Origin of the sequence: Pseudomonas sp. (assembly GCF_048269965.1) — a bacterium.
GTDB lineage: Bacteria > Pseudomonadota > Gammaproteobacteria > Pseudomonadales > Pseudomonadaceae > Aquipseudomonas.
In genome coordinates this window covers 32,193-55,454 of record NZ_JBLWTV010000026.1, presented here as the reverse complement: position 1 = coordinate 55,454, position 23,262 = coordinate 32,193, and the positions used below count along the sequence as shown (strand labels likewise).

19 protein-coding genes and 1 pseudogene are annotated in these 23,262 nt (G+C 63.0%); 10 read left to right on the top strand and 10 right to left on the bottom strand.

Annotated elements, in window-relative coordinates:
* The first annotated feature begins 380 nt into the window (after positions 1-380).
* On the top strand, positions 381-797 hold the full coding sequence (locus tag ACN0X6_RS22205) for a DUF3617 domain-containing protein (RefSeq protein WP_417707306.1): 417 nt from the start codon (positions 381-383) through the stop codon (positions 795-797).
* Positions 798-933: 136 nt separating this feature from the next.
* Here the strand turns inward: ACN0X6_RS22205 and ACN0X6_RS22200 are convergent.
* Positions 934-1,307 (bottom strand): annotated as a pseudogene (locus ACN0X6_RS22200) (hypothetical protein).
* 152 nt (positions 1,308-1,459) lie between these two features.
* Here ACN0X6_RS22200 and ACN0X6_RS22195 point away from each other — a divergent pair.
* From ACN0X6_RS22195 to ACN0X6_RS22180, 4 genes are all read left to right on the top strand, one after another.
* Positions 1,460-1,831: a hypothetical protein gene (locus ACN0X6_RS22195; protein WP_417707304.1), complete on the top strand. Its 372-nt coding sequence runs from the start codon at positions 1,460-1,462 to the stop codon at positions 1,829-1,831.
* A gap of 362 nt (positions 1,832-2,193) precedes the next feature.
* On the top strand, positions 2,194-2,652 hold the full coding sequence (locus tag ACN0X6_RS22190; protein ID WP_417707302.1) for a hypothetical protein: 459 nt from the start codon (positions 2,194-2,196) through the stop codon (positions 2,650-2,652).
* A gap of 239 nt (positions 2,653-2,891) precedes the next feature.
* Positions 2,892-3,284, top strand: a complete 393-nt coding sequence (locus ACN0X6_RS22185; RefSeq protein ID WP_417707300.1) for a hypothetical protein — start codon at positions 2,892-2,894, stop codon at positions 3,282-3,284.
* Between the two features lie 10 nt (positions 3,285-3,294).
* The gene (locus tag ACN0X6_RS22180) at positions 3,295-3,711 is read left to right on the top strand and encodes a hypothetical protein (RefSeq protein ID WP_417707298.1); all 417 of its coding nucleotides are present in this window, start codon (positions 3,295-3,297) and stop codon (positions 3,709-3,711) included.
* Positions 3,712-3,767: 56 nt separating this feature from the next.
* Here ACN0X6_RS22180 and ACN0X6_RS22175 read toward each other — a convergent pair whose 3' ends face one another.
* On the bottom strand, positions 3,768-5,579 hold the full coding sequence (locus tag ACN0X6_RS22175; RefSeq protein ID WP_417707296.1) for a diguanylate cyclase domain-containing protein: 1,812 nt from the start codon (positions 5,577-5,579) through the stop codon (positions 3,768-3,770).
* Between the two features lie 354 nt (positions 5,580-5,933).
* Here ACN0X6_RS22175 and ACN0X6_RS22170 point away from each other — a divergent pair, with 354 nt between their 5' ends.
* From ACN0X6_RS22170 to ACN0X6_RS22160, 3 genes are all read left to right on the top strand, one after another.
* Positions 5,934-6,776, top strand: a complete 843-nt coding sequence (locus tag ACN0X6_RS22170) for an EamA family transporter (protein WP_417707294.1) — start codon at positions 5,934-5,936, stop codon at positions 6,774-6,776.
* A gap of 472 nt (positions 6,777-7,248) precedes the next feature.
* Positions 7,249-9,732, top strand: a complete 2,484-nt coding sequence (gene plsB, locus ACN0X6_RS22165; RefSeq protein ID WP_417707292.1) for a glycerol-3-phosphate 1-O-acyltransferase PlsB — start codon at positions 7,249-7,251, stop codon at positions 9,730-9,732.
* Positions 9,733-9,952: 220 nt separating this feature from the next.
* Positions 9,953-10,666 (top strand): S1 family peptidase, encoded by a 714-nt coding sequence (locus ACN0X6_RS22160; RefSeq protein ID WP_417707290.1) that lies wholly within the window; start codon positions 9,953-9,955, stop codon positions 10,664-10,666.
* 225 nt (positions 10,667-10,891) lie between these two features.
* Here ACN0X6_RS22160 and ACN0X6_RS22155 read toward each other — a convergent pair whose 3' ends face one another.
* From ACN0X6_RS22155 to ACN0X6_RS22135, 5 genes are all read right to left on the bottom strand, one after another.
* The gene (locus tag ACN0X6_RS22155) at positions 10,892-12,499 is read right to left on the bottom strand and encodes a malate:quinone oxidoreductase (protein ID WP_417707288.1); all 1,608 of its coding nucleotides are present in this window, start codon (positions 12,497-12,499) and stop codon (positions 10,892-10,894) included.
* A 297-nt stretch (positions 12,500-12,796) separates the two neighbouring features.
* A complete protein-coding gene (locus tag ACN0X6_RS22150) occupies positions 12,797-13,480 on the bottom strand; it encodes an LrgB family protein (protein WP_064495811.1) in 684 nt (227 codons plus the stop codon).
* Positions 13,477-13,830 carry a CidA/LrgA family protein gene (locus tag ACN0X6_RS22145; protein WP_017674822.1) on the bottom strand — a complete coding sequence of 118 codons (354 nt, stop codon included), beginning with the start codon at positions 13,828-13,830 and terminating at the stop codon, positions 13,477-13,479. Before ACN0X6_RS22145 ends, ACN0X6_RS22150 begins: the two co-directional genes overlap by 4 nt.
* Positions 13,827-14,345, bottom strand: coding sequence for a DUF934 domain-containing protein (locus ACN0X6_RS22140; RefSeq protein WP_417707286.1), 519 nt, complete (start codon positions 14,343-14,345; stop codon positions 13,827-13,829). Before ACN0X6_RS22140 ends, ACN0X6_RS22145 begins: the two co-directional genes overlap by 4 nt.
* Positions 14,342-16,009 carry a nitrite/sulfite reductase gene (locus ACN0X6_RS22135; RefSeq protein WP_417707284.1) on the bottom strand — a complete coding sequence of 556 codons (1,668 nt, stop codon included), beginning with the start codon at positions 16,007-16,009 and terminating at the stop codon, positions 14,342-14,344. The genes ACN0X6_RS22140 and ACN0X6_RS22135 overlap by 4 nt, the downstream gene beginning before the upstream one ends.
* Before the next feature lie 338 nt (positions 16,010-16,347).
* Here ACN0X6_RS22135 and ccoG point away from each other — a divergent pair, with 338 nt between their 5' ends.
* Positions 16,348-17,760, top strand: a complete 1,413-nt coding sequence (gene ccoG, locus ACN0X6_RS22130; RefSeq protein ID WP_417707282.1) for a cytochrome c oxidase accessory protein CcoG — start codon at positions 16,348-16,350, stop codon at positions 17,758-17,760.
* Positions 17,761-18,055: 295 nt separating this feature from the next.
* Positions 18,056-19,468 carry a GntR family transcriptional regulator MpaR gene (gene mapR / locus ACN0X6_RS22125; RefSeq protein WP_417707280.1) on the top strand — a complete coding sequence of 471 codons (1,413 nt, stop codon included), beginning with the start codon at positions 18,056-18,058 and terminating at the stop codon, positions 19,466-19,468.
* 286 nt (positions 19,469-19,754) lie between these two features.
* Here mapR and ACN0X6_RS22120 read toward each other — a convergent pair whose 3' ends face one another.
* The 3 genes from ACN0X6_RS22120 to ACN0X6_RS22110 all read right to left on the bottom strand — a co-directional run bounded on the left by ACN0X6_RS22120 (position 19,755) and on the right by ACN0X6_RS22110 (position 23,219).
* Complete coding sequence (locus tag ACN0X6_RS22120; RefSeq protein ID WP_417707278.1) at positions 19,755-21,029, bottom strand: maltoporin; 1,275 nt, start codon at positions 21,027-21,029, stop codon at positions 19,755-19,757.
* A 173-nt stretch (positions 21,030-21,202) separates the two neighbouring features.
* Entirely contained in the window at positions 21,203-22,363 is a 1,161-nt protein-coding gene (locus ACN0X6_RS22115) for an ABC transporter ATP-binding protein (protein ID WP_417707321.1), read from the bottom strand.
* A gap of 28 nt (positions 22,364-22,391) precedes the next feature.
* Positions 22,392-23,219, bottom strand: a complete 828-nt coding sequence (locus ACN0X6_RS22110) for a carbohydrate ABC transporter permease (protein ID WP_417707276.1) — start codon at positions 23,217-23,219, stop codon at positions 22,392-22,394.
* Between the last annotated feature and the right edge of the window lie 43 nt (positions 23,220-23,262).

Here is a 23,262-nt window from a genome sequence, read left to right as displayed (position 1 = left end):
TCATTGAACTGGAATCAGTCATAGGCTGCAAATTGCGAGTTATTCACCAAATGCACTAAGTGGCAAACCATTATCATCCGTATACCCTCAAGGAAACGCTGGCTTTTGTCACGCACAGATAGACTTTTCGTTGCCTACCTAACAAGTGATTGAACCAATCGCTGTGTTATCTGGGACGGGACAAAGCCTGTCCCTCAACCAAACATCAGGCATCACCAGACAGACGTGCACTCCCAGAACCTCCGAAACTCCACGCATTCTTGACACGCAGAAGATGACAGCTCTTTCACGCAAACTCGATTACCTACACTGCTGCCAGCGTAAAATTTGCTATACTGCTCGCCCTCCATCTGTGCATCAATTTTTTCATAGGAAGTGAAATGGATAAACTATTCGCAGCTGTAACAACATGCTTACTATGTTCTGTTTCTAGCTTAGTGTTTTCGACAGAAAGGCAAATCGTGCGCCCTGGAATATATGAAATCACTTCTGGCATTGCCGACAATTCAGTCAAGACCCAGACCTGTTATAGCGATACAGATGTGGAAGACCTTCCTACGCTTTTACTAAAAATGGAAGATAAATTGATGCAAAAAAACTGTGGCGCTGAGATTTTATCAGAAACTGATGGAGAGGCTGAGTGGCGTACAGAGTGCAAGACAGACTTTGTTACCCGAACTACGGTTGGTTCGATCATGTGGGACGATACTCATTTCAGCGGCAGCGCCTTTCTTACAATGGGAAGAATTGAGATGGAGTATCAATTCGATGCCCTGCGCGTAAGCGATTGTAAATAAAGGAAGGGGCATGGAGGTTTAACACAACTTCTGTTCCGACCCTGTACGGCAGTAAACTACTGCTTATGGCCAGCCTGACAACGTGTATGGACTCTCCCCACAAGTAGTGAGCAAAGCTTTTCCGTTGCACGTGCCGTCAGGCGGGCTTTACGCTCTGCCAATTGCCATTGAAACGCCGCTCCTGGCACCACACCGCCCAGCAGATTCGCACCAGTTTGTTGGCCAGTGCTACAACCGCTTTGTCGTGGCCGATACCTTCTGCCGTCTGCACAGCCCAGCGCTGCAGCTGCGTCAGCTTTTCCTGCGTGCGTGCCTGGCAACGCTGGGCCGCCCCCAATAGTGCGCTGTGCCACAGGCTTCCATCACCCACTCGACCGGTTCGCCCTGCTCCTGTATATATCGCCGGAACGCCTCTCGGTTCAGCCGCTTGCGCTGCACCACCTGGCCGGAACGGACACTCTCGGCAACTTGGTAAACGGACTTGGCCAGATCAACTGCGATTCGTTTCATGGCAGCTCTCCCATTCTTCAACCCTCAACGCCTTGGTATAGCGCCGTGGCGCAGGGAGAGTCCATTACAGCATTCAAACCGTTCGCTTCGCTCACTGGGACGGGCTAAAGCCGGCCCCTTAACCAAACGTCAAGTGTCCTCAGGAAGAAATCATGGAATTCAAAGTAGGAAGCTTCACCTTCGGAAGATGCGACAAAATTGCTGCAGAATGGATGCACCAACATGGACAAACCCTATTAAAGTACTCCTTGTCGATCATATTCATCTGGCTTGGTGCTCTAAAGCCACTTGGCTTAAGCCCAGTAAATGATCTAGTGACAAATACGATAACCTGGCTACCTTCAGATATATTCATACCCATACTGGGGGGTATGGGAAATTGCCATTGGTGTTTGCCTTCTCATCAAGCCTCTGCTGAGGATTGCATTAACCTTGCTATTTTTACAGCTGTTCGGAACCGTACTGCCGCTATTTCTACTGCCAGAAGTGTGCTTCATCAAATTCCCATATGCACTCACACTTGAAGGCCAATACATAATTAAAAATTGTGTGATTTTGAGCGCTGCTATTGTCGTAGGTGGCGGTTTAAGCAAGGAAGTATCCCAGTATGCAGGCCAACGCGCGCAAAACACTTAACAACAGGATTCAAACCGTTCAAACCGTTCGCTACGCCCACTGGGACGGGCTAAAGCCCGTCATTCCCGCGCTGGCGGGAATCCAGAACCTGTGTAGTGCCTGGGCTCCTGCCTCTGCGGAAGTGACGGCACATGGCTTATCAGAATTGCCCTAAAGAAAAAACATAGCCAAATGATTCAAATCGCTCCCTGAGACGGGCTAAAGCCCACCCCTTGGTCAACCGTTAGGCTAATCAATCAGGGAGATACCAATGAGTCAATGCTATAACTCAGATGATTTCAAGATACACTTTAACGAGAACATGAAAGATTTGGGGCTACCTGTTCCTCAAACACTATTTGACAATCTCAATGCAGCCGTAGCGAATGCCGGACTTGCTTTGGACGCTCTAGAAACATTAGGTACGGGAGCGACAATGGCAAAGGTCATTGAAGCAACGACCGGGCTGGAGAAATTGAAAGTCGCAGCTTCACTGGGGGCTTCTTTTTATGTTGGGGCCGTCATTGGGACTATCGCTGTAGCAAGCGGGCGCTCAGTAGGTTGCGGCAACAGGGTGTCAGATATGTTTGTGTTTCTTCAGCAAAACAACCTTGCATTTGATGGCTGGAACTCGTTTTATGCTCGCAACCCGGAAATACTGGACAAGAGTAGCAGGTTCAGAGTCGCCTATCGCTCCAAGGCCCTAGTTGGGAGTGGGGTCTACGCCTGATGAAAGACACTTTAATTTTATTGGTAGCCGCTTTAGTCTGCGCGGCTTTGTCGTGGCTGTTTTTCGCTCACTTTCAAAATAGCGCCTTCACCATCATGCTCGCTATATTTGTCATTGCAATTCTAGCGAAGCCACTCTACAAGCAATACCGAGACAGGGATAAGTAGCCTGACTGCGCCCGACGTCTTCGCTTTGAGGCTATGCTCTCCCCGCTCATCCCAACAAGGACGTAAACGTCGATGGATTTCATTGCACGCAATTTCAGATGGCTGATGCTGCTATCCGGCGTTCTAACGGCGACCCTGTTCTACGGCCTGTTCGCCCCGCAGAAGGCGCTGCATTCGATGTTTGGCGCATCCTTCGATGGGCAGTTGCAATCCTTGGTCGTTCGCAGTTGGTCGGCGCTGGTCGGGTTGATGGGCGTGCTGCTGATCTATGGCGCGCTGAGCCCGAAGCATCGGGTTCTCTGCGCCGTCATTGCCGCGCTGAGCAAGGCCATCTTCGTGTCGCTGCTGCTGATCCATGGCCAGGATTACCTGAACAAGGCCGCGCCCGCCATCGCCCTGGATCTGCTGGTGATCGCCTTTACCCTGCTGTTCCTGCTGGCCCTGCAAAAGCAGCGCGGCGCTTGAGGCGGGCCCCATGGGAATGATCAGGCATATCCTCTGGCTGGACTGCATGGCCGCTGCGAGCGCGGGCGTGGTAGTTCTGCTGCTGGCCCCCTGGTTGAGCGGCTGGTATGCCCTTCCCCGCGAGCTGCTGAGCTTCATCGGCGCAGTCAATATTGCCTACGCCTGCTTTTCCTTTTCGCTGGCGATTCGTGTGCGGCGCGCCGAAGCGCTGATCAAGCTGCTGGCAGTGGCCAACGGATTCTGGGCGCTGGCATGCCTGGGTATCGCGGCGACCTTTGCCCCGGTCATGACGCTAGCGGGGCTTTGCCATGTGCTCGGCGAAGCTGCGTTCGTCGCAGGCCTGGGCATGCTGGAGTGGAAATGGCGCAGGCAGCTGCTGGTGGCTGGCGAACAGGGCGCTTCGACTCAGCCTGTCGCGCACCAGTAGCCGTCCCAGGTATTCAGGCGAAGAGCCGGCGATGGCCGCTCAGGCCATCATCAGCCCTATCCGTCAGCACTGTGAAAACGGTTCTTGCCCGCGTGCTTGGCGGCGTACATGGCCTGGTCCGCACGTTTGAGCAGGTCCTGGCCGTCTTCGGCGTGCAGCGGAAACAAAGCGGCGCCCACGCTCGCCGATATCCGCACCATGCTGCCGTCCAGATCGAATGGCTTGGCCAGCACATCCAGCACCTTGAGCGCCACCGTTTCGCAATCCTGACTGCCGTGCAGATTGCCTAGGACGATGCCGAACTCATCACCGCCGAAGCGTGCGACCGTGTCGGTGCTGCGCACACAACCTTCGAGTCGTCTGGCGGCCATCTGCAGCAGGCTATCGCCGGCCGCATGACCGTGGCGGTCGTTGATTTCCTTGAATCCATCCAGGTCGATATAGAGCACGGCGCACAGCTGCTGCTGGTCGCGCACGGACTCCAGCGCCTGGTCGAGCCGCTGGTGGAACCTGACGCGGTTGGCCAACCCGGTGAGGGCGTCATGCTCGGCGTCATGACAAAGGCGCGCTTCCAGGTGCTTGCGCTCGGTGATGTCCTGCGTGACCAGCACCAGGAACGCCGGGTGACCCTGGCGATTGCGTACCACGCTCGAGGCCTCGCATACCCAGATCAGCGAGCCATCCTCACGCCGATAGGTTTTCTCGATTTCCGGGGAAAGCGCACGTGCCTCGCTGGCCAGTTGCTCGCTCAGAAAATTGCGGGCTGCGGCCGCCACTTCGGCGTCGCTCAGGTCGAAAATGTTGGTGCCCTGCAGCGCCTCGGGCGGGCGCCCCAGCATGCGCGCGAACTTCTCGTTGACCCGCAGTATCCGACCCTCGGGGCTGATGTGGGCGATACCCATGGCCGCCTGGTGAAAGGTGGCGCGAAACAGCGCTTCGCTGCCTTGCAGGGCATCGGTGGCCGCACGTTGGCGAACCAGCATCAGCGCCAGCAGGCCAACGAACAGCATGACCACCAGGGTGACGCCGACTGCGGCCATCAGGTAAGTGGAGCGCCGCTGCAAGGTCGTGCCCATCTCCTCGTCATAGGCGGTGGCCACTGTAATCATCAGTGGATAGTCGGCCATGGTGCGATAGCTGACGATACGGGCGACGCCATCGAGCGCCTCGCCACTGTCGAGGAAATCATCGGCGCCGTGCAGCTTTTGCCGCTGGAACCAGGCCAGCGACTCGGCACCCAGGCCAAATTCGCTGCGTGCGCCGATCTTGCGCGCCCGTATAACGCCGTCGAGGCCGGCGAGCTCCAATAGCCCCTGCGGGCCCAGATCGACCTGCTGGAAGAAGCGCGTGACGTCCTCTGGACTCACGGCCATCACCACGACACCGGCGAAGCTACCGTCATCGCGCTCGATACGCAGCGACATGGGGATCAGCCAGCGCTCGGAGACCCGCCCGAGTACCGGCCGATTGATGAACAGATGATCGATACGGGCATCGCGCTGCGCGGTGAAGAACTCACGGTCGGCGTAGTTGACCGGGCCGGTGTTCTGGCTGCTGCTGACGATATCGCCCTGCTCGTCCACCACGCTGACGATGGTGAACATCTCCTCGCGGATCACGCCCTCCTCGACCCAGCGACGCAGGTCGATGACCTTGCCCTCCCGGCGATACTGCTCGCGCACGAAAGCCGCCACCTGCTCGGCCGCCTTCAGCGCGCGAAACACCTGCTGCTCGAAAGCGATGGCCAGACTGGAGTTGGCTTCCATTTCCGCAGCCAGCGCCTGCTCACGTTCGAAGGCGATGCGTTGCAGGGTGATCAGCCAGACAACGGCAACGAATACGCTCGCCAGAACGATCAGCAGGTTCAAGGGTGTTGCGATTCGAGGGCGTCGAGCGACGGCATCATGCGCGTCAATCGACAGTCCGGGCGGGGTCATCGCCTTGTTCTCCAAGCCATTCACGGGCGGGCTGTTTTCTGGTTTCGAGGGCAAGGGTCTGCTGCCCTTTGGTTCAGCGTCGCGGGGCGTGATCCATCGCCTTGCGTTGAATCATAGGCATTGTTGCGCCACTGTGCTGCCATCATGCGGTAATGGATTTTGCCCGAGAATCGAGCGTACGGCAGACTGACGACCGACACTCTACTCCGACCACAGCACGTCGAGCCGACCACAGCACGGCTCCTGCTCAATGTCTTCGACAACCGCCTGCCTTCGAGGCCCGCCTTGGAAACCACGGTCTTTCTCGCCGTCATCGCCGCCGCTGCCCTGCATGCCGGCTGGAACGCTCTGCTCAAGATTGGTCTGGATCGCTTCCTCACCGCCACGCTGATTCAGATCGGTGCCGGCCTGGTGGCGCTCTGCGCCCTGCCGCTGGTGGCGCTGCCACAAGCCTCGGCCTGGCCCTGGATCGTGCTGTCGGCGCTGCTGCACATCGGCTACAACTTCTTTCTCGCCCGCGCCTACCAGTACGGCGACCTGGGCCAGGTCTACCCGATTGCGCGGGGCAGCTCGCCGCTGATGGTCGCCCTGCTCTCGCTGCTGCTGTTGCATGACGGGCTCGGTGCAATGCAGTTGTTGGGTTTGCTGGTTCTGGTGCTGGGCATCTGGCTGATGGCGCTGCGCGGCGGGCAGCACAAGGCGCCGCAAGGGGCGATGCTGGGCTGTGCGTTGATGACGGCGCTGTTCATCGCCGGCTACACCCTTAGCGATGCCATGGGCGCTCGCAGCAATGGCGATGCGCTGAGTTATTCGCTGTGGCTGTTTACCGTCAACGGCGTAGTGATGGCGGCGGTATTGGCCATCAGCCGTGGGCCGCGCGCCTTCCTGCAACTGGGCCCGCACTGGCGTGGCGGGCTGGCCGGCGGGGCGATGTCGATGGCGGCCTACACCATCGTCATCTGGGCCATGACTCAGGCGCCGGTGGCATTGGTTTCGGCCCTGCGCGAGACCAGCGTGGTGTTCGCCGTGCTGCTGGGGGTGGTACTGCTCAAGGAAAGATTACGACCGATTCGCCTCGTGGCGTGCGCGGTGATCGCGGCGGGTGTGGTGGTGATGAAGTTGGCGTGAGGGGTTAGTGGTGCAGCAAGTGGATTGCGAAAGGACAACTTGGTGGGCTGAAGCCCACCCTACGCCCCTGCAGCAACGTCGCAGCAAATGGTCGGCTGAAGCGGTACGCCGCTCGGCCCACCCTACAAGAACATCCGTAGGTGCGAGTTCTGTTCGCGAATCCCCACGCACAAAAGCTTCGCGAGCAGAGCTCGATCCTAGCCGGTCCCCCAACGCAACCAGCAGGTCAGGAGGCGATCCGCATCATCGGGGCGGCCTGACTCGACATTCTGATCGGGAACCCCAGACCCGCTTTGCAGTTCTGTTGATCAACGCCTGCTGAGTCGTCGAGCGTTTTTTCGTCACACGTCGCCTGCATGCTGGCCGGGCTGACCGTCTGGACGCACGAGTTTTTTGCCCGCCAGACGCGGCTTGCGGCACACTAGCGCCCTTCCCGAGCCACCGCTCGTTTTGCCATACAAGCAGAGTCCGTATGACCCGTTCTCCCTTCCGCCGCCTCGTCTTCGGATCGTTGCGCCGCCTGCTGTACCTCTGGGTACGCTCGGAAACCATCAACCAGTCCGCCTTCACCCTCAAGCTCGACCGCAGCAAGCCGGTGTTCTACGTGCTGCAGCAGCCGTCGGTGAGCGACCTGGCAGTGGTCGACCGCGAGTGCACCAAGGCCGGCCTGCCGCGCCCGGTGTTGCCGGTAGCGGTCGGGGAACACATCGAGCCCGCCGCCTTCTTCTACCTGACGCCGGAGCCGGACTGGTTCGGCCGCCAGGACAAGCGCGGCATCTCGCCAACCCTCGATCGCGTGGTCACTGCCCTCAGCCAGCATGCCGTGGATGACGCGCAGATCGTGCCGGTCAGCGTGTTCTGGGGCCAGTCGCCGGACCGTGAGACGAGCCCCTGGAAACTGCTGTTCGCCGACAGCTGGGCGGTGACCGGGCGCCTGCGCCGACTGGTGAGTATCCTGATTCTCGGGCGCAAGACCCGCGTGCAGTTCTCAACGCCGATTCACCTGCGCGAGCTGGTCGAGCAGGACAAGGGCCAGGAGCGCACGCTGCGCATGGTGCACCGCATCCTGCGCGTGCATTTTCGCAACCAGAAGGCGGCGGTGATCGGCCCGGACGTGTCGCACCGACGCAACCTGGTCAAGGGCCTGGTGCATGACCCGATGGTGCGCCAGGCGATTGCCGAGGAAGCCGAGCGCGAGAAGATCAGCCTGGAAAAGGCCGAAGCCCAGGCGCTGCGCTACGGCAACGAGATCGCCTCGGACTACACCTACACGGTGATCCGCTTCCTCGAGCTGGTGCTTTCCTGGTTCTGGAACAAGATCTACGACGGCATCAAGGTGCACAACATCGAAGGCGTGCGCGACATCGCCCAGGGTCACGAAGTGATCTACGTGCCCTGCCACCGCAGCCATATCGACTATCTGCTGCTGTCCTACCTGCTGTTTCGCAACGGCCTGACGCCGCCGCACATCGCCGCCGGCATCAACCTCAACATGCCGGTGATCGGCGGCCTGCTGCGCCGTGGCGGCGCCTTCTTCATGCGCCGTACCTTCAAGGGCAACCCGCTGTATACGGCGGTGTTCAACGAATACCTGCACACCCTGTTCAGCAAGGGTTTCCCGGTCGAGTACTTCGTCGAGGGCGGCCGTTCGCGTACCGGGCGCATGCTGCGGCCGAAGACCGGCATGCTGGCCATCACCCTGCGCAGCTTCCTGCGCAGCAACCGCCTGCCCATCGTCTTCGTGCCGGTGTACATCGGTTACGAGCGCGTGCTGGAAGGCCGTACCTACCTGGGCGAGTTGCGTGGCGCGAGCAAGAAGAAGGAGTCGATCTTCGACCTGTTCAAGGTGCTCGGCGCGCTCAAGCAGCGCTTCGGCCAGGTCTCGGTGAACTTCGGCGAGCCGATCAAGCTGGCGCAATTCCTCGACCAGCAGCAGCCCGGCTGGCGCCAGCAGGAGCTGGCCCCGCAGTACCGCCCGGCCTGGCTCAACGACACCACCAACCGCCTGGGCGAGCGCGTGGCGCGCCATCTCAACGAGGCGGCGTCGATCAACCCGGTCAACCTGGTGGCCCTGGCACTGCTGTCCACCAGCAAGCTGGCCCTGGACGACCGCGCCCTGGCCCGTGTGCTTGACCTGTACCTGGCGCTACTGCGCGCAGTGCCCTACTCGCCACACACCACCCTGCCGGAAGGCGATGGCGCGGCGCTGATCGAGCACGTCAAGGGCATGGACCTGCTGGCCGAGCAGAAGGACGCCCTCGGCAAGATTCTCTATCTGGACGAGCAGAACGCCGTCCTGATGACCTACTACCGCAACAACGTGCTGCACATCTTCGCCTTGCCGGCGCTGCTGGCGAGCTTCTTCCAGAGCAGCGCACGGATCAGCCGCGAACAGATCCTGCGCTACGCCGGCGCGCTGTATCCCTACCTGCAGTCCGAGCTGTTCATCCGCTGGGAACAGAGCGAGCTGGAAGGCGTGATCGACCAGTGGCTGACGGCATTCGTCGAGCAGGGCCTGCTCAAGGTCGAGGGCGATGTGTACGTGCGCCCGGCGCCCAGCTCGCGCCAGTTCGTGCTGCTGACCTTGCTGTCGCGCTCCGTGGCGCAGACCCTGCAGCGCTTCTACATGGCCATCGCCCTGCTGCTCAACGCCGGGCAGAACGCGATCAGCGCCGAGGAGCTGGAAGACCTGTGCACGGTCATGGCCCAGCGCCTGTCCATTCTGCATGGCCTGAACGCGCCGGAGTTCTTCGACAAGAGCCTGTTCCGTCACTTCATCCAGAGCCTGCTGGACCAGGGCGTGCTGCGTCAGGACGAAGCCGGCAAGCTCAGCCACCACCCGCTGCTCAGCGAGCTGGCCGAAGGCGCCGCCAAGCGCGTGCTGCCGGCGGAGATTCGCCTGTCGATTCGCCAGGTGGCGCTGGATCGCAACGAGGATGAGCCGGCAGCACCGTGATTGCTATTCGTAGGGTGTCGCGGGGCCGCCCAGGCCGTGCGCACCTTCGAATCGCCGTAGCCCCCCGGTGCGCACGGCGCACCCTACACGTGTCACGTCAGCTCCTGGGGTGGATGTCACGCTTTACATCCACCCTGGCGCAGGCTCGATGCCACCAGACGAACCTGTCACGGCTTTGGCAGTCAGTCGATAGACCACACACCGGCAGGAGGCCCAGGCCATGATCGATTCCCTGATGTTGAGCGCTGCACGCATCACCACGCTGGCCGCTGGGCAGATACTGACCAACGCCAGTGGTTTCTTCTTCCTCCGGGATCAACGGCTGTTCCTCGTCACCAGCCGTCACGTGGTGCTCGACGAGCCAAGCGGCCATCAGCCGGACAGCCTGCAGATCGAGTTGCATACCGACGCACATAACCTGGCCAGCACCGTCAGCTTTTCCATCCCGCTGTATGACGGCGAACAGCACCTGTGGCGTCAGGGTATGGATGGCGCGGGCGAGATCGACGTGGCGGTGATCGAGCTGGATCAGGACGCGCTTCCCAACAACGGTGCTTACCAGGCCTTCACCCCGCAGCACCTGCTACAAGCCGACGAGCATGTGGAGATCGGCTCGACGTTGCTGGTGGTGGGCTTCCCGCTGGGCTTTCAGGACACCCTGCACCGCATGCCGGTGGCGCGTCATGCCGGGCTGGCGTCGTCCTTCGGTCTGCGTTTCCACGGGCTGGGCTACTTCCTCACCGACGGCCGCACCCATCGCGGCCTGAGCGGCGCGCCAGTGGTCAAACGCGCCAGCGTCGAGGGCGAATTGCCCTGGAAATTGCTCGGCATCCATTCCACGCGCCTGTTGGGCAATCGCGATGAAGGTCAGGACGAAGCCCTGGGTCTGAACTGCACCTGGTATGCCGATATCCTGATGACGCTGACGCAATGATCACCCTGCCCGGATGTAATCCGGGGGAAGCGCCCCCTACCCAGCCCCGGCTGAAGCCCCTCCCACCGTTCCATGCGGGCTTGTGGGAGGGGCTTTAGCCGCGACAGCGTTGCCAGGTGTTCAAACAGCCCCCGGATTGCATCCGGGCTACGCATGGTTTGCGGCCCGATAAAAAACCCGCCGAACGCAGGACGCAGGGCGGGTTCTCGTGCAACGTGAAACGCCTTACAGCGTCACGGCAGCCGGCTCGGGCTCGGCGGCCATTTCAACGTCCGGCGCGACTTCGATGTGCGGCAGTTCGAGACGCTCGCTGCTCCACTGGCGAATGCGGTTGGTCAGCGCCAGGTCATCGTTCAGCTTCTGCCCGTAGGACGGAATGATGCCCTTCAGACGCTCCTGCCACTCAGGGCTGGCGACCTTGTCGGCGAACGCCTTCTCGATCAGGTGCAGCATGATCGGCGCAGCGGTCGAGGCGCCCGGCGAGGCGCCCAGCAATGCGCTGATGCTGCCATCGGCAGAGGTCACCACTTCGGTGCCGAACTGCAGCACGCCACCCTTCTCGGCATCCTTCTTGATGATCTGCACGCGCTGGCCGGCATTGATCAGCTCCCAATCGGCATCCTGCGCCTGCGGGAAGTACTCGCGCAGCGAGGCCATGCGGTCGTCCTGGCTGAGCATCAGCTGGCCCATCAGGTAGGTGCTCAAGGACCAGTTGTCCATGCCGGCGTTGACCATCGGCATGAAGTTGTCGGTGGTCATGCTGCTGAACATGTCGAGCAGCGAGCCGTTCTTGAGGAACTTGGTGGAGAAGGTGGCGAACGGGCCGAACAGCAGCACGTTCTCGCCGTCGATCACGCGGGTGTCCAGGTGCGGCACGGACATGGGCGGCGAGCCGACCGAAGCCTTGCCATAAACCTTGGCCAGGTGCTGAGCCACGATGTCCTGGTTACGCGTCATCAGGAACTGGCCGCCGACCGGGAAACCGGCGTAGCCCTCGGCTTCTTCGATGCCGGACTTCTGCAGCAGCTTGAGCGCGCCACCACCGGCGCCAATGAAGACGAAGCGCGCGTTGATGCTCTGCTCGGCGCCGTCCTTGGCCAGGTCGGCCACGGTCACGCGCCAGGTGCCGTCATCGTTGCGCTGCAGGTCGCGAACTTCGTGCTCCAGGTGCAGGCTGGCCTGCTGCTTGCCGATCAGCGAGTCGATCAGCTGACGGGTGATTTCGCCGAAGTTGACGTCGGTACCAATGGCCATGCGCGTGGCAGCGACCTTCTGCTGCGGATCACGACCTTGCATGACCAGCGGCACCCACTGGGCGATCTGCGCCTGGTCCTCGGTGAACTCCATGCCACGGAACAGGTTGCTGTGCTGCAGCGCGGCGTGGCGCTTGCGCAGGTATTCGACGTTGTCGTCGCCCCAGACGAAGCTCATGTGCGGCGTGATGTTGATGAAGCTCCTGGGCTTGCTCAGCACCTCGCGTTCGACCTGGGTGGCCCAGAACTGCTTGGAGATCTCGAACGACTCGTTGATCGCGATGGCCTTGCTGATGTCGATGCCACCGTCGGCGGTTTCCGGGGTGTAGTTCAGCTCGCAGAAGGCCGAGTGGCCGGTGCCGGCGTTGTTCCAGCCGTTGGAACTCTCGGCGGCGACGCGGTCGAGGCGCTCGTAGATTTCGATGCTCCAGTCCGGCTGCAGTTCGTGGAGGTAGGTGCCGAGGGTGGCGCTCATCACGCCAGCGCCGATCAGCAGGACGTCGACGGTTTTCTCGGGCTCGCGGGGCTTGGAGCAACCGATCACGCTGAGACAAAGCAGCGTCAGCAGGATTTTTTTCATGGGACAGTCCAGTTCGTCGCACGACGACAAGGGCCGTGCAGGCAAGGTTTCGGGCAGCGGCCGTGTGGGCCGCATATGGGCGATAGCCGCAGATCTGCGGCGCGGCGGGAGGAAGGGTGTTTCCAGGCCTCTTGGCGGGCGTATTCCGATCGCGCCGCGTGCTGGAGCAATATGCGTGCCGCTGAAAGGATTCAGCAGCCTCAATGCGGCTTTCTGCCACACAGCAGATTCCGGGCTGGCGGGAACTCGCCAGATCCCCGCAAAGAGACCCTTGCACATGGCGGAATCCCGCCCGAATCAGGCCAGCAGCAGTGGCAATAGCAAGGCGGTGCCGATGCCCAGCAGGCTCATCGCCAGGGCGGCGAAGGCACCGCACTCCTCGCCTTCCTGCAAGGCATGCGCGGTGCCGATGGCATGAGCGTTGATACCGTAGCTAAGGCCACGAGCCGCCGGGTGATCCACCCCGGCCCAGCGCAGCAGCAACGGCCCCATGGCCGTGCCGATCACCCCGGTGAGCATGACCATCACCGCCGCCAGCGAGGCGACGCCGCCAATCTGCTCGGCCACCGGCATGGCAATCGGCATGGTCACGAACTTCGGCGCCAGGCTCATCACTACGCTCCAGTCGGCGCCCAGCGCCCAGCCGATGGCCAGGGTCAGCGCCACCGAGAGCACGCCGCCGGCCGTGAGGGTGATCATCACCGGCCAGAACAGTTGGCGGATGCGCTTGATGTTGTGCTGCAGCGGCACCGCCAGCGCCACGGTGGCCGGCCCCAGCAGCCAGGCCACGGGCTCGGCGCCGGCGCGGTAGGTGGCGTAATCCACCCCACAGAGCAGCAAGGTGGCGACGATCAGCGTCACCGACACCAGCACCGGTTGCAGCACCAGCCAGCCGCTGCGGCGATAGAGCCAGGCGGCGATCAGAAAGGCCGCCAGGGTCAGGGCGATGGCGAACAGCGGATGATGAGTCAACAGCGTCATCCCTTGCGCTCCTGACGGCGGATCAGCGTCTGCAACAGCCAACCGCAGAACGGTACGGTCACCAGCAGCGACAGCACCAGTGCCGTGGCGATCACCGGCAGCTCGCCGAGCAGCAGGTCACTGCTGGTCATGATCCCCGACGCCGGCACGGCCAGCAGCAGCGGCAGGTAAGGCAGCAAACCACCGGCGGCCTGCTGCAGCGGCTCGGGCACGGCGCCGCGCCACATCAGCCAGACCGAGAGCAGCAGCAGGCCAATGATCGAAGCCGGCAGCATCGGCAACAGCCAGTGATTGAGAGCCACACCGAACAACTGCAGCAATACCAGCCAGAACAGGCCACGCACCATCATGATCTCGACTCCTCCTTATGGCGCCCCCGACGAAACAGCGGACGCGGCTCGATAACCGAGCGACCATACAACACACTGAGCCCTTGCAGGCCCTTGAGTGCATCCTCCAGCGATTTGTCGGCGCGCACGGCGAAGGCATCGAAGCCGCACTGGCGCATGTGCGCCAACTGGTCGCGCAGCACATCGCCCACCGCGCGCAACTCGCCGCGCCAGCCCAGGCGGGTGCGCAGCAGGTAGGCCTGGCTGTAGCCTCGGCCATCGCGAAAGCTGGGGAAGTCGATGGCGATCAGCGGCAGGCTGACGAGAAACGGCTGCAGCGCCTCCGGCTCGTCATCCACCCGCAGCAGCAGGCCATCGGCGCTCACCGCCCTGCCCTCCAGCACCTCGACGGACTGCCGCTCGCGCCAGGCCGCCAGCGGCAGGATCAGGGGTGCGTCACCCTCAGCGTCGAGTTGCCAGGGATCGTCGCGAACGATGCAGGCCTGGCCCTCGACCAGGCGAATCAGGTTGTTCATGCCAGCTCCTCGCGGCTGTATACGCGCGCCTTGAACGGTTCCAGGCCGATGCGCTGAACGGTGTCGAGAAAGCCCTCGCTCACCTCTCGGAAATCGACGTAGGTCCGCACGATGCGCTCGATCACCTCGGGCACCTGTTCGGCGGCGAACGACGGGCCGATCACCTTGCCCAGCGCCGCCTGCTGGCCCTGGCTGCCGCCGAGGGTGAGCTGGTACCACTCGCTGCCGTTCTTGTCGACGCCGAGGATGCCGATGTTGCCGATATGGTGATGGCCGCAGGCGTTCATGCAGCCGGAGATGTTCAGGCTGATATCGCCGAGGTCATGCAGGTAGTCGAGGTCGTCGAAGCGCTGCTGGATGGCCTGAGCGATGGGGATCGACTTGGCGTTGGCCAGCGAGCAGAAGTCGCCACCGGGGCAGGCGATGATGTCGGTGAGCAATCCGGCGTTGGCGGTGCCCAGCCCGATCGCCTGCGCCTCGCTCCAGAGCGCATGGAGGTCGCTCTTGCGCACGTCGGGCAGCACCAGGTTCTGCTCGTGAGCGACGCGAATCTCGCCGAAGCCGTAGCGCTCGCTGCAGTCGGCCAGCACGTCCATCTGCTCGGCGCTGACGTCGCCGGGTGGCGCGCTGATACCCGGTTTGGTCGACAGCACCACGCTGAGGTAGCCAGGCACCTGATGCGCCATGACGTTGCGCGAGACCCAGCGGGCGAAGGCCTCGTCACGCGCCAGGTGGGTGCCGAAGTCGAGGTCGAGGGCGTCCTGTGGCACGTAGGCCGGTTTGTGGAAGGAGGCGGCGACGCGCCGGTACTCGTCCTCGGTGAGGCGCGCCGGGCCATCCTTGATCGGCTGCCACTCGCGCTCCACCTCGGCGGCGAAGGCGTCGATGCCGAGGGCCTTGACCAGGATCTTGATGCGCGCCTTGTACTTGTTGTCGCGCCGGCCGTGGCGGTTGTACACGCGCAAAATGGCCTCGACGTAGGACAGACAGTCCTGCCAGTGCAGCCCCTCGCGCAGGGTCTGGGCGATGATCGGCGTGCGCCCCAGGCCGCCGCCGACCAGCACGCGCAGGCGCAGCTCGTTGGCCGCGTCGCGGTAGAGCTGCAGGCCGATGTCATGCACCTGGATCGCTGCGCGGTCCTGTTCGGCGGCGCACAGGGCGATCTTGAACTTGCGTGGCAGGAACAGGAATTCCGGGTTGACCGTCGACCACTGCCGAAGAATCTCGGCCAGCGGGCGCGGATCGAGGTATTCGTCGGCGGCCACCCCGGCGAAGGCTTCGGTGGTGATGTTGCGCACGCAGTTGCCGGAGGTCTGGATGGCATGCATGTCGTGCTCGGCCAGCCAGTCGAGGATATCCGGCACGCGCTCCAGTTCGACCCAGTTGAACTGGATGTTCTGCCGCGTGGTGAAGTGCCCGTAGCCCCGGTCGTACTCACGGGCGATATGCGCCAGCGCGCGCATCTGCCTGGCCGACAAGGTGCCGTAGGGAATCGCCACGCGCAGCATGTAGGCATGCTTCTGCAGGTACAGGCCGTTCTGCAGGCGCAGCGGCAGGAACTCCTCCTCGCTCAGCTCGCCGGCCAGGCGCCGCTGTACCTGATCGCGGAACTGGGCGACGCGCTCGCGCACCAGCGCGCGGTCATAATCGTCGTATTGGTACATGCCGGCAGGCCTCCTGATCACGGGGCATCGACTATGCCTGCCTGGGGTGTACCGAAAACAGCGCCAGAAAAGCCTTAAAAAACCGGATCAGATAGTAGTGACAGCGACCGCGCAGGGCACTGATCGACGCGGCGCGATGTCGCAGGGCGGTATCCATATCGTTCGACATAAAGGCCACAGGGGCCAGAAATGGCGAGGCTCGGCGGCCTCTCAGGTGCTTTGTCCGGAGTACCACTCAAGCATCTGATCCGCTTTTTTATCGAAAACCTGAGTCTGTTTTGCGAACAGTCCCACTCGGATCATGGCGCCAGCCTGATAAACGCCTGATGAGGCACGCCATGACCGATCTGATCCCTGTGCGCAGCGTCGAGACCATCGACCCTGCCAAACCCATTCGCCTGACACCGGCCCAGGCCGGCGGCCCGATCCACACGCGCAGCTTCACCGGGCGCTTTCGCAACCTGCGCCTGCTCGGCGCCGGCCTCCTGTTCCTGCTGTTCTTCGGCACCGCCTGGATCGACTGGAATGGCCGCCAGGCCGTGCTCTGGGACCTGGACAACCGCCAGTTCCATATCTTCGGCGCGACCTTCTGGCCGCAGGATTTCATCCTGCTCTCGGCGATCCTGATCATCGCCGCCTTCGGCCTGTTCTTCATCACCGTGCTGGCCGGCCGCGTCTGGTGCGGCTACGCCTGTCCGCAGAGCGTGTGGACCTGGGTCTTCATGCGCGTCGAACAGCTCACCGAGGGCGACCGTGGCCAGCGCATCAAACTCGATGCCGCGCCCTGGTCGCTGCAGAAACTGGCCCGGCGCAGTGCCAAGCACGGCCTGTGGCTGGTGGTGAGCGTGGTCACGGCGATGGCCTTCGTCGGTTACTTCACGCCGGTACGCCAGTTGACCACGGACCTGCTGACCCTGGAGATGGGTGCGACCACCGCGTTCTGGGTACTGTCGTTCACCGCCGCCACCTACATCAATGCCGGCTGGCTGCGCGAAAAGGTGTGCCGCGACATGTGCCCCTACTCGCGCTTCCAGAGCGTGATGTTCGACAGCGATACGCTGGTCATCTCGTATGATGCCGCCCGTGGCGAGAGCCGTGGCCCGCGCCGCAAGGACGCCGACTACAAGGCCGAAGGCCTGGGCGACTGCATCGACTGCACCATGTGCGTACAGGTCTGCCCCACCGGCATCGACATCCGCGACGGCCTGCAGCTGGAATGCATCGGCTGCGGCGCCTGCATCGACGCCTGCGACAGCGTGATGGACAAGCTCGGCTATGCTCGCGGCCTGGTGCGCTACAGCTCCGAGAATGAGCTGGCCGGCGGCAAGACCCACTGGCTGCGCCCGCGCCTGATCGGCTATGCGGCGATGCTGGCGGTGATGATCGGCGCCTTCGTCTGGGCCCTGGCCGAGCGGCCGCTGATCTCCCTGGACGTGACCCGCGACCGTGGCCTGTTCCGCGAGAACGCCCTGGGCCAGATCGAGAACATCTACAGCCTGAAGATCATCAACAAGACCCAACAGCCGCGCAGCTACGCCATCACGCTGGTCGAGGCCAGCGACTTCGAGCTGCATGGCCCGAGCACACTGAAGCTGGCGCCGGGGGAGATTCGCGACCTGCCGGTGAGCGTCGCGCTGACCGCCTCGCACAACGCGGCCGGCCCGCAGACGCTGCGTTTCGAGGTGCGTGACCAGGGCGATGCGCAGAGCCATGTGAGCACCCAGAGCACCTTCCTGGCGCCGCTGCGTTGAAGCCTCGGATGCAATGGCTATGTCCCTGTTAGCTGTTGCCGGGGTTCCAAGGAAGGCTCGGGAGCCAGGTAGGGTGGGCTTTACACCGCTGGTGGGCTAAAGCCCACCCTACGGACTGTTCACTTAATGAAAGGTGAATGCGATCAATCCCCTCCCCTCCGGGGAGAGGGGAGCAAGCATCCGGGCTACGGTTGCCACAACCGTGATACGTCCCCCTTCACGAGGCACTGCCATGTCTGCCGCTCACCCCGTAAAGTGTTCGCCCGTACCCTTTGCCTCGGTGAACCAGGACAGGATGAAACGCTACGAAAAATTCGCCGACGAGATCGCCGAGCTGATCCGCACCGGCGTGCTCGGCCCCGGCGAGAAGGTGCCCTCGGTACGCCATGCCAGCCGCACTTACGGGGTCAGCCCGTCCACCGTGTTCCAGGCCTACTACCTGCTGGAGGATCGCGGCCTGATTCAGGCGCGCGCACGCTCCGGCTACTTCGTGCGTGAACACGCCAAGCGCCCGCTGCACGAGCCGGAACTGACCGCCCACGCGGCGCAGACCACCGAAGTGGACGTCAGCGAGCTGGTGTTTTCCGTGCTCGCCTCGCTGAAGGACCCGCACACCGTGCCCTTCGGCTCGGCGTTCCCCAGCCCCGACCTGTTCCCCCTGCCGCGCCTGGCCAAGAGCATGGCGCACGCGCTGCGCAGGCTCTCGCCACACGAGATCATCGCCGACATGACCGCCGGCAACGCCGACCTGCGTCGACAGATCGCCCTGCGCTACATGGTCAGCGGCGTGATGCTGCCGATGGAGGAGCTGGTGATCAGCAACGGCGCCATGGAGGCGCTCAACCTCTGCCTGCAGTGCGTGACCCAGCCGGGCGACCTGGTGGCCATCGAGTCGCCGACCTTCTACGCCTGCCTGCAGGTGCTGGAGCGGCTACAGCTCAAGGCCGTGGAGATTCCCGTGCACCCGCGCGAAGGCATCGACCTGGGCGCCCTGTCGGAGAGCCTCAAGCAACTGCCGATCAAGGCCTGCTGGTTCATGAGCAGCCTGCAGAACCCGCTGGGCGCTAGCATGAGCGAGACCAAGAAGCAGGCGCTGTACGAACTGCTGGTCGAGCATCAGGTGCCACTGATCGAGGACGACGTATACGCCGAGCTGTACTTCGGCAGCCACCCGCCCAAGCCGGTGAAGAGCTTCGACCGTGAAGGGCTGGTGATGCATTGCAGCTCCTTCTCCAAGAGCCTGGCGCCGGGCTATCGCATCGGCTGGGTGGCCGGTGGGCGTTATGCCGAGCAGATCGCCCGACTCAAGCTGATGACCACCATCTCGCCTTCGGTACCGGCCCAGGCGGCGCTGGCCGACTACCTGCAGCACGGCGGCTACGACCGCCACCTGCGCAAGCTGCGCCACGCCCTGGAAATGCAGCAGAGCGCGATGCTGGCCTCGGCTGCCCGGCACTTTCCTGCCAGCACGCGGGTCACGCGGCCGGCGGGCGGTTACTTCCTCTGGTTCGAGTTCCCCGAGCGCCTGGACTCGCTGCAACTGCTGCGCCTGGCGCTTGCCCAGGGCATCAGCCTGGCGCCGGGGCCGATCTTCTCCGCCAGCCAGGGGTTTCGTCACTGCGCGCGGCTGAACTACGGCCACCCCTGGAACCCGCGCAACGAACAGGCCATGGACGTGCTCGGGCGCCTGGTGGCGGGGTTGCTCTGACACCTGGTGCGCACCCTAGGATCAGCGGTGCCCTTCGTAGGGTGGATGACGCCGTTTTCATCCACCATCCCGGCATCCACGGTGGATCGGTGAAGCGCGATCCACCCTACGTCTGGCTACGGCCACCCGTGGAGCCCGCGCAGCGAACAGGCCATGGAGGTGCTCGGGCGCCTGGTGGCGGGGTTGTTGTAGCCCGGATGAAATCCGGGAGCCGGAGCAAGAATCGCCCCGGATTGCATCCGGGCTACGGTCTTGGTGCGCACGGCGACGCACCCTTACCTTCGGGCTACTTCCACCAGTACTCCACCTGCACGCCGAAATTGGAGCCGTTGCGCGCGCTGCCGAAAGCGCCGTTCTCGGATAATGCCGAGCCGTCGGCCAGCAGGTTGGCGGCTTGCTGCGCCGCGCGGTTCCAGCTGGCGTAGGTGTAATACAGGCGAATTTCCGGACGCGCCCAGAAACCCGGGCCGGCGGGCGACCAGGTCGGCGCGATGGTGAACTTGGTCAGCTTGCGCGTGCCGCCGGGGGCCTCGACCTGATCGCGGCCGATCTCGCCGACCAGCTTGAACTGCTCGGTGAAGGCGTAGCTGGTACGGCCGCCGATGGACAACCAGTTCTGGTCCGCTCCATCCGGGCGCTTGTCCTTCTGATAGACAAGCTGCACCTGGCCACCGAGACGCGGGGTCATCTGGAAGTCGAAGAACTCCACCAGGCGCCAGCTGCGATTGCTGTTGTCGAGAGTCGGGTCGCCGGTGTAACCCAGCGCGGTGCCCGGCCCGCGCCCGTATTGCAGGGCGACGGTGTTGACCCCGCCGAAGAAGCCCTGCTGCTTGTGCTGCGCGCTCACTGCCCAGCCGCTATTGGCGTCGGTGCTGTCCGGCTTGTCGATGTAGCTGACGCCCACTTCCAGCTCGCCACCGGGGTTGACCTGGAAGCCGCCGACGTTGAAATCGTGGCGATTGATGTAGGGTTTCTGGTCGTAGTTGTCCTTGCGCGAGAACACGTAGCTGTACTTGAGGTCGCCGATCTTCATCTCGTCGATACCGAAACCGGTGGCGCTCTGGTTCCAGTAGTAGAAGTCGGTGATGTGGATATCGTTACGCTTGTAGAAGCGCCGCCCGGCCCACAGCGAACCGCCGCCCAGCGCCGGCATGTTGCTCCACTCGGCGTACATCTGGTTCATCCGCGCGAAGCCGTAGTCACCGGTGAATTTGGGCGTGTGGCCGTACTGGTTGTAAAGCTGCGCCATGCCCTCGACGCTGATCACCGAGCCGTCGTCCAGGCGAAACAGGTCCTGGCGCAGGTCCAGCTCGATGTACTGCTCGCACTCGTTACCCAGGCGATACTTCGATTGCGCGCCCGGCAACTGGAAGCACTGCTGCGTGCCACCGGTATCCGCCCCGCCGATACCGCTGCGCACGTAGCCGGTGAACTCGACGGCCTGCACCTGCGGCGTGACCCAGGCCAGGCTGACGGTAACGGCCAGTAGGTAGGGTGTCGCGCGGCCGCCAAGGCTGTGCGCACCAGGACGTTGGGGGGCAGATTGCTGTGTGGTCTTCATGGTTGCTCCTGATTGTTTTTATTTTTACGGATGCTGCGCAATGACCGCCGCAGCGACGGTTCTTTCGTTTTTCTGGTGCGCACGGCGCACCCTACGTGACTGGGTGCGCCGCATAACCTGAATGCAATCGGGGGGTTATTGGGCAACCCCCGGATTTGATCCGGGCTACGCCGCTAACCGAGCTTGAACTGGGCCACCTTGTTGTCAGTGGCCTGACGCTTTCCCGGGCGCAGGCGCTCGCCACTGCTGGCATCGAACAGCAGCACGCGCGCCGGATCGAACTGCAGGTCGAGGCTGCTGCCGGCCTGCGGCGCGGCGTCCGGCGCCAGACGGCAGCAAACCTTGGTCTGATTGAGGCTGACGAACACCAGGGTGTCCGGGCCGGTCGGCTCGACCACCTCCACCTCGGCGCGCAGGCTCGGCAGTGCCGAGGGGGCAGCGGCCAGCTGGATCTGTTCGGGACGCAGGCCAAGCATCAGCTCGCGCCCTTCCAGCTCGGCTGCTGTGCCCAGCGGCAACTCGCAGCGCGCCTGGCCCGGAGCGCCGGCCGCCGAGTCCAGCAGCCCAAAGCACTGGCCGTCACGCACCTGCGTGCGCAGCGGGATGAAGTTCATCGGCGGTGAACCGATGAAGCTGGCGACGAACTGGTTGGCCGGGTCGTTGTAGATCTGCTGCGGGGTGCCGAACTGCTGGATGATGCCGTCCTTCATCACCGCCACCTTGTCGCCCAGGGTCATGGCCTCGATCTGGTCGTGGGTGACGTATACCGTGGTGGTCTTCAGGCGCTGGTGCATCAGCTTGATTTCGGTACGCATCTCCACGCGCAGCTTGGCGTCGAGGTTCGACAGCGGTTCGTCGAACAGGTAGATCTTCGGCCGCCGCGCCAGCGCCCGACCCATGGCCACGCGCTGCTGCTGACCACCGGACAACTGGCCGGGCTTGCGCGCCAGCAGATGCTCGATCTGCAGCAGCCTGGCCACGCGCGCCACCTCGGCCTCGATCTCGGCCGGCGGCAATTTGCGCATCTTCAGGCCGAAGGCGATGTTGTCCTCGACCGTCATGGTCGGGTACAGCGCATAGGACTGGAACACCATGGCGATGTCGCGATCCTTCGGGCTCATGCCGCTGATGTCGGCGCCATCGACCAGGATCGCCCCGCCACTGATGTTCTCCAGACCGGCGATGCAGTTCATCAGGGTGGATTTGCCGCAGCCGGAGGGGCCGACCAGGATCAGGAACTCGCCGGCGTCGATGGCCAGCTCGATGTTCTTCAGGGTGTCCGCCAGGCCGCTGCCGTAGGACTTGTTGACGTTGCGCAGTTCGAGGGTAGCCATGTATGTCATTTCTCCAATCTTCGAGGCGTCAGCCTTTCACCGCGCCGGCAGTGAGGCCGCGCAGGAAGTACTTGCCGGCCAGGATGTAGACCAGCAGGGTGGGCAGCCCGGCGATCATCGCGGCGGCCATGTCGACGTTGTATTCCTTGGCCCCGGTGCTGGTGTTGACCAGGTTGTTCAGCGCCACGGTGATGGGTTGTGCATCGCCGCTGGCGAACACCACGCCGAAGAGGAAGTCGTTCCAGATCTGGGTGAACTGCCAGATCAGGCAGACCATGATGATCGGCACCGACATCGGCAGCAGGATGCGCCCGAAGATGGTGAAGAAGCCGGCGCCATCGAGCCGCGCGGCGCGCACCAGGGCATCGGGCACCGTGACGTAGTAGTTGCGGAAGAACAGCGTGGTAAAGGCGATGCCGTAGACCACGTGGATCAGCACCAGGCCGGCAGTGGTATTGGCCAGGCCCAGTTTGCCCAGGGTGAACGAGGCCGGCAGCAGCACGGTCTGGAACGGCAGGAAGCAGCCGAACAGCAGCAGGCCGAAGAACAACTGCGAGCCGCGAAAGCGCCACATCGACAGCACGTAGCCGTTCAACGCACCGACGGCGGTGGAGATCAGCACGGCGGGAATGGCGATCTTCACCGAGTTCCAGAAGTAGCCGTCGACCACGCTCCAGGCCTTGGCCCAGCCGATCAGGGTCATGGTCTCGGGCCAGGACAGCAGGTTGCCGGTGCGGATGTCCTCGGGGGTCTTGATGCTGGTCAGCAGCATCACCAGCAGCGGCACCAGGTACACCGCGCAGGCCAGGATCAGGGTGGCGTGGATGGCTATACGGCTGAAGCTGAATACCCTCATCCGGCGCTTCGCGCCACCTTCTCCCGGAGGGAGAAGGACATCA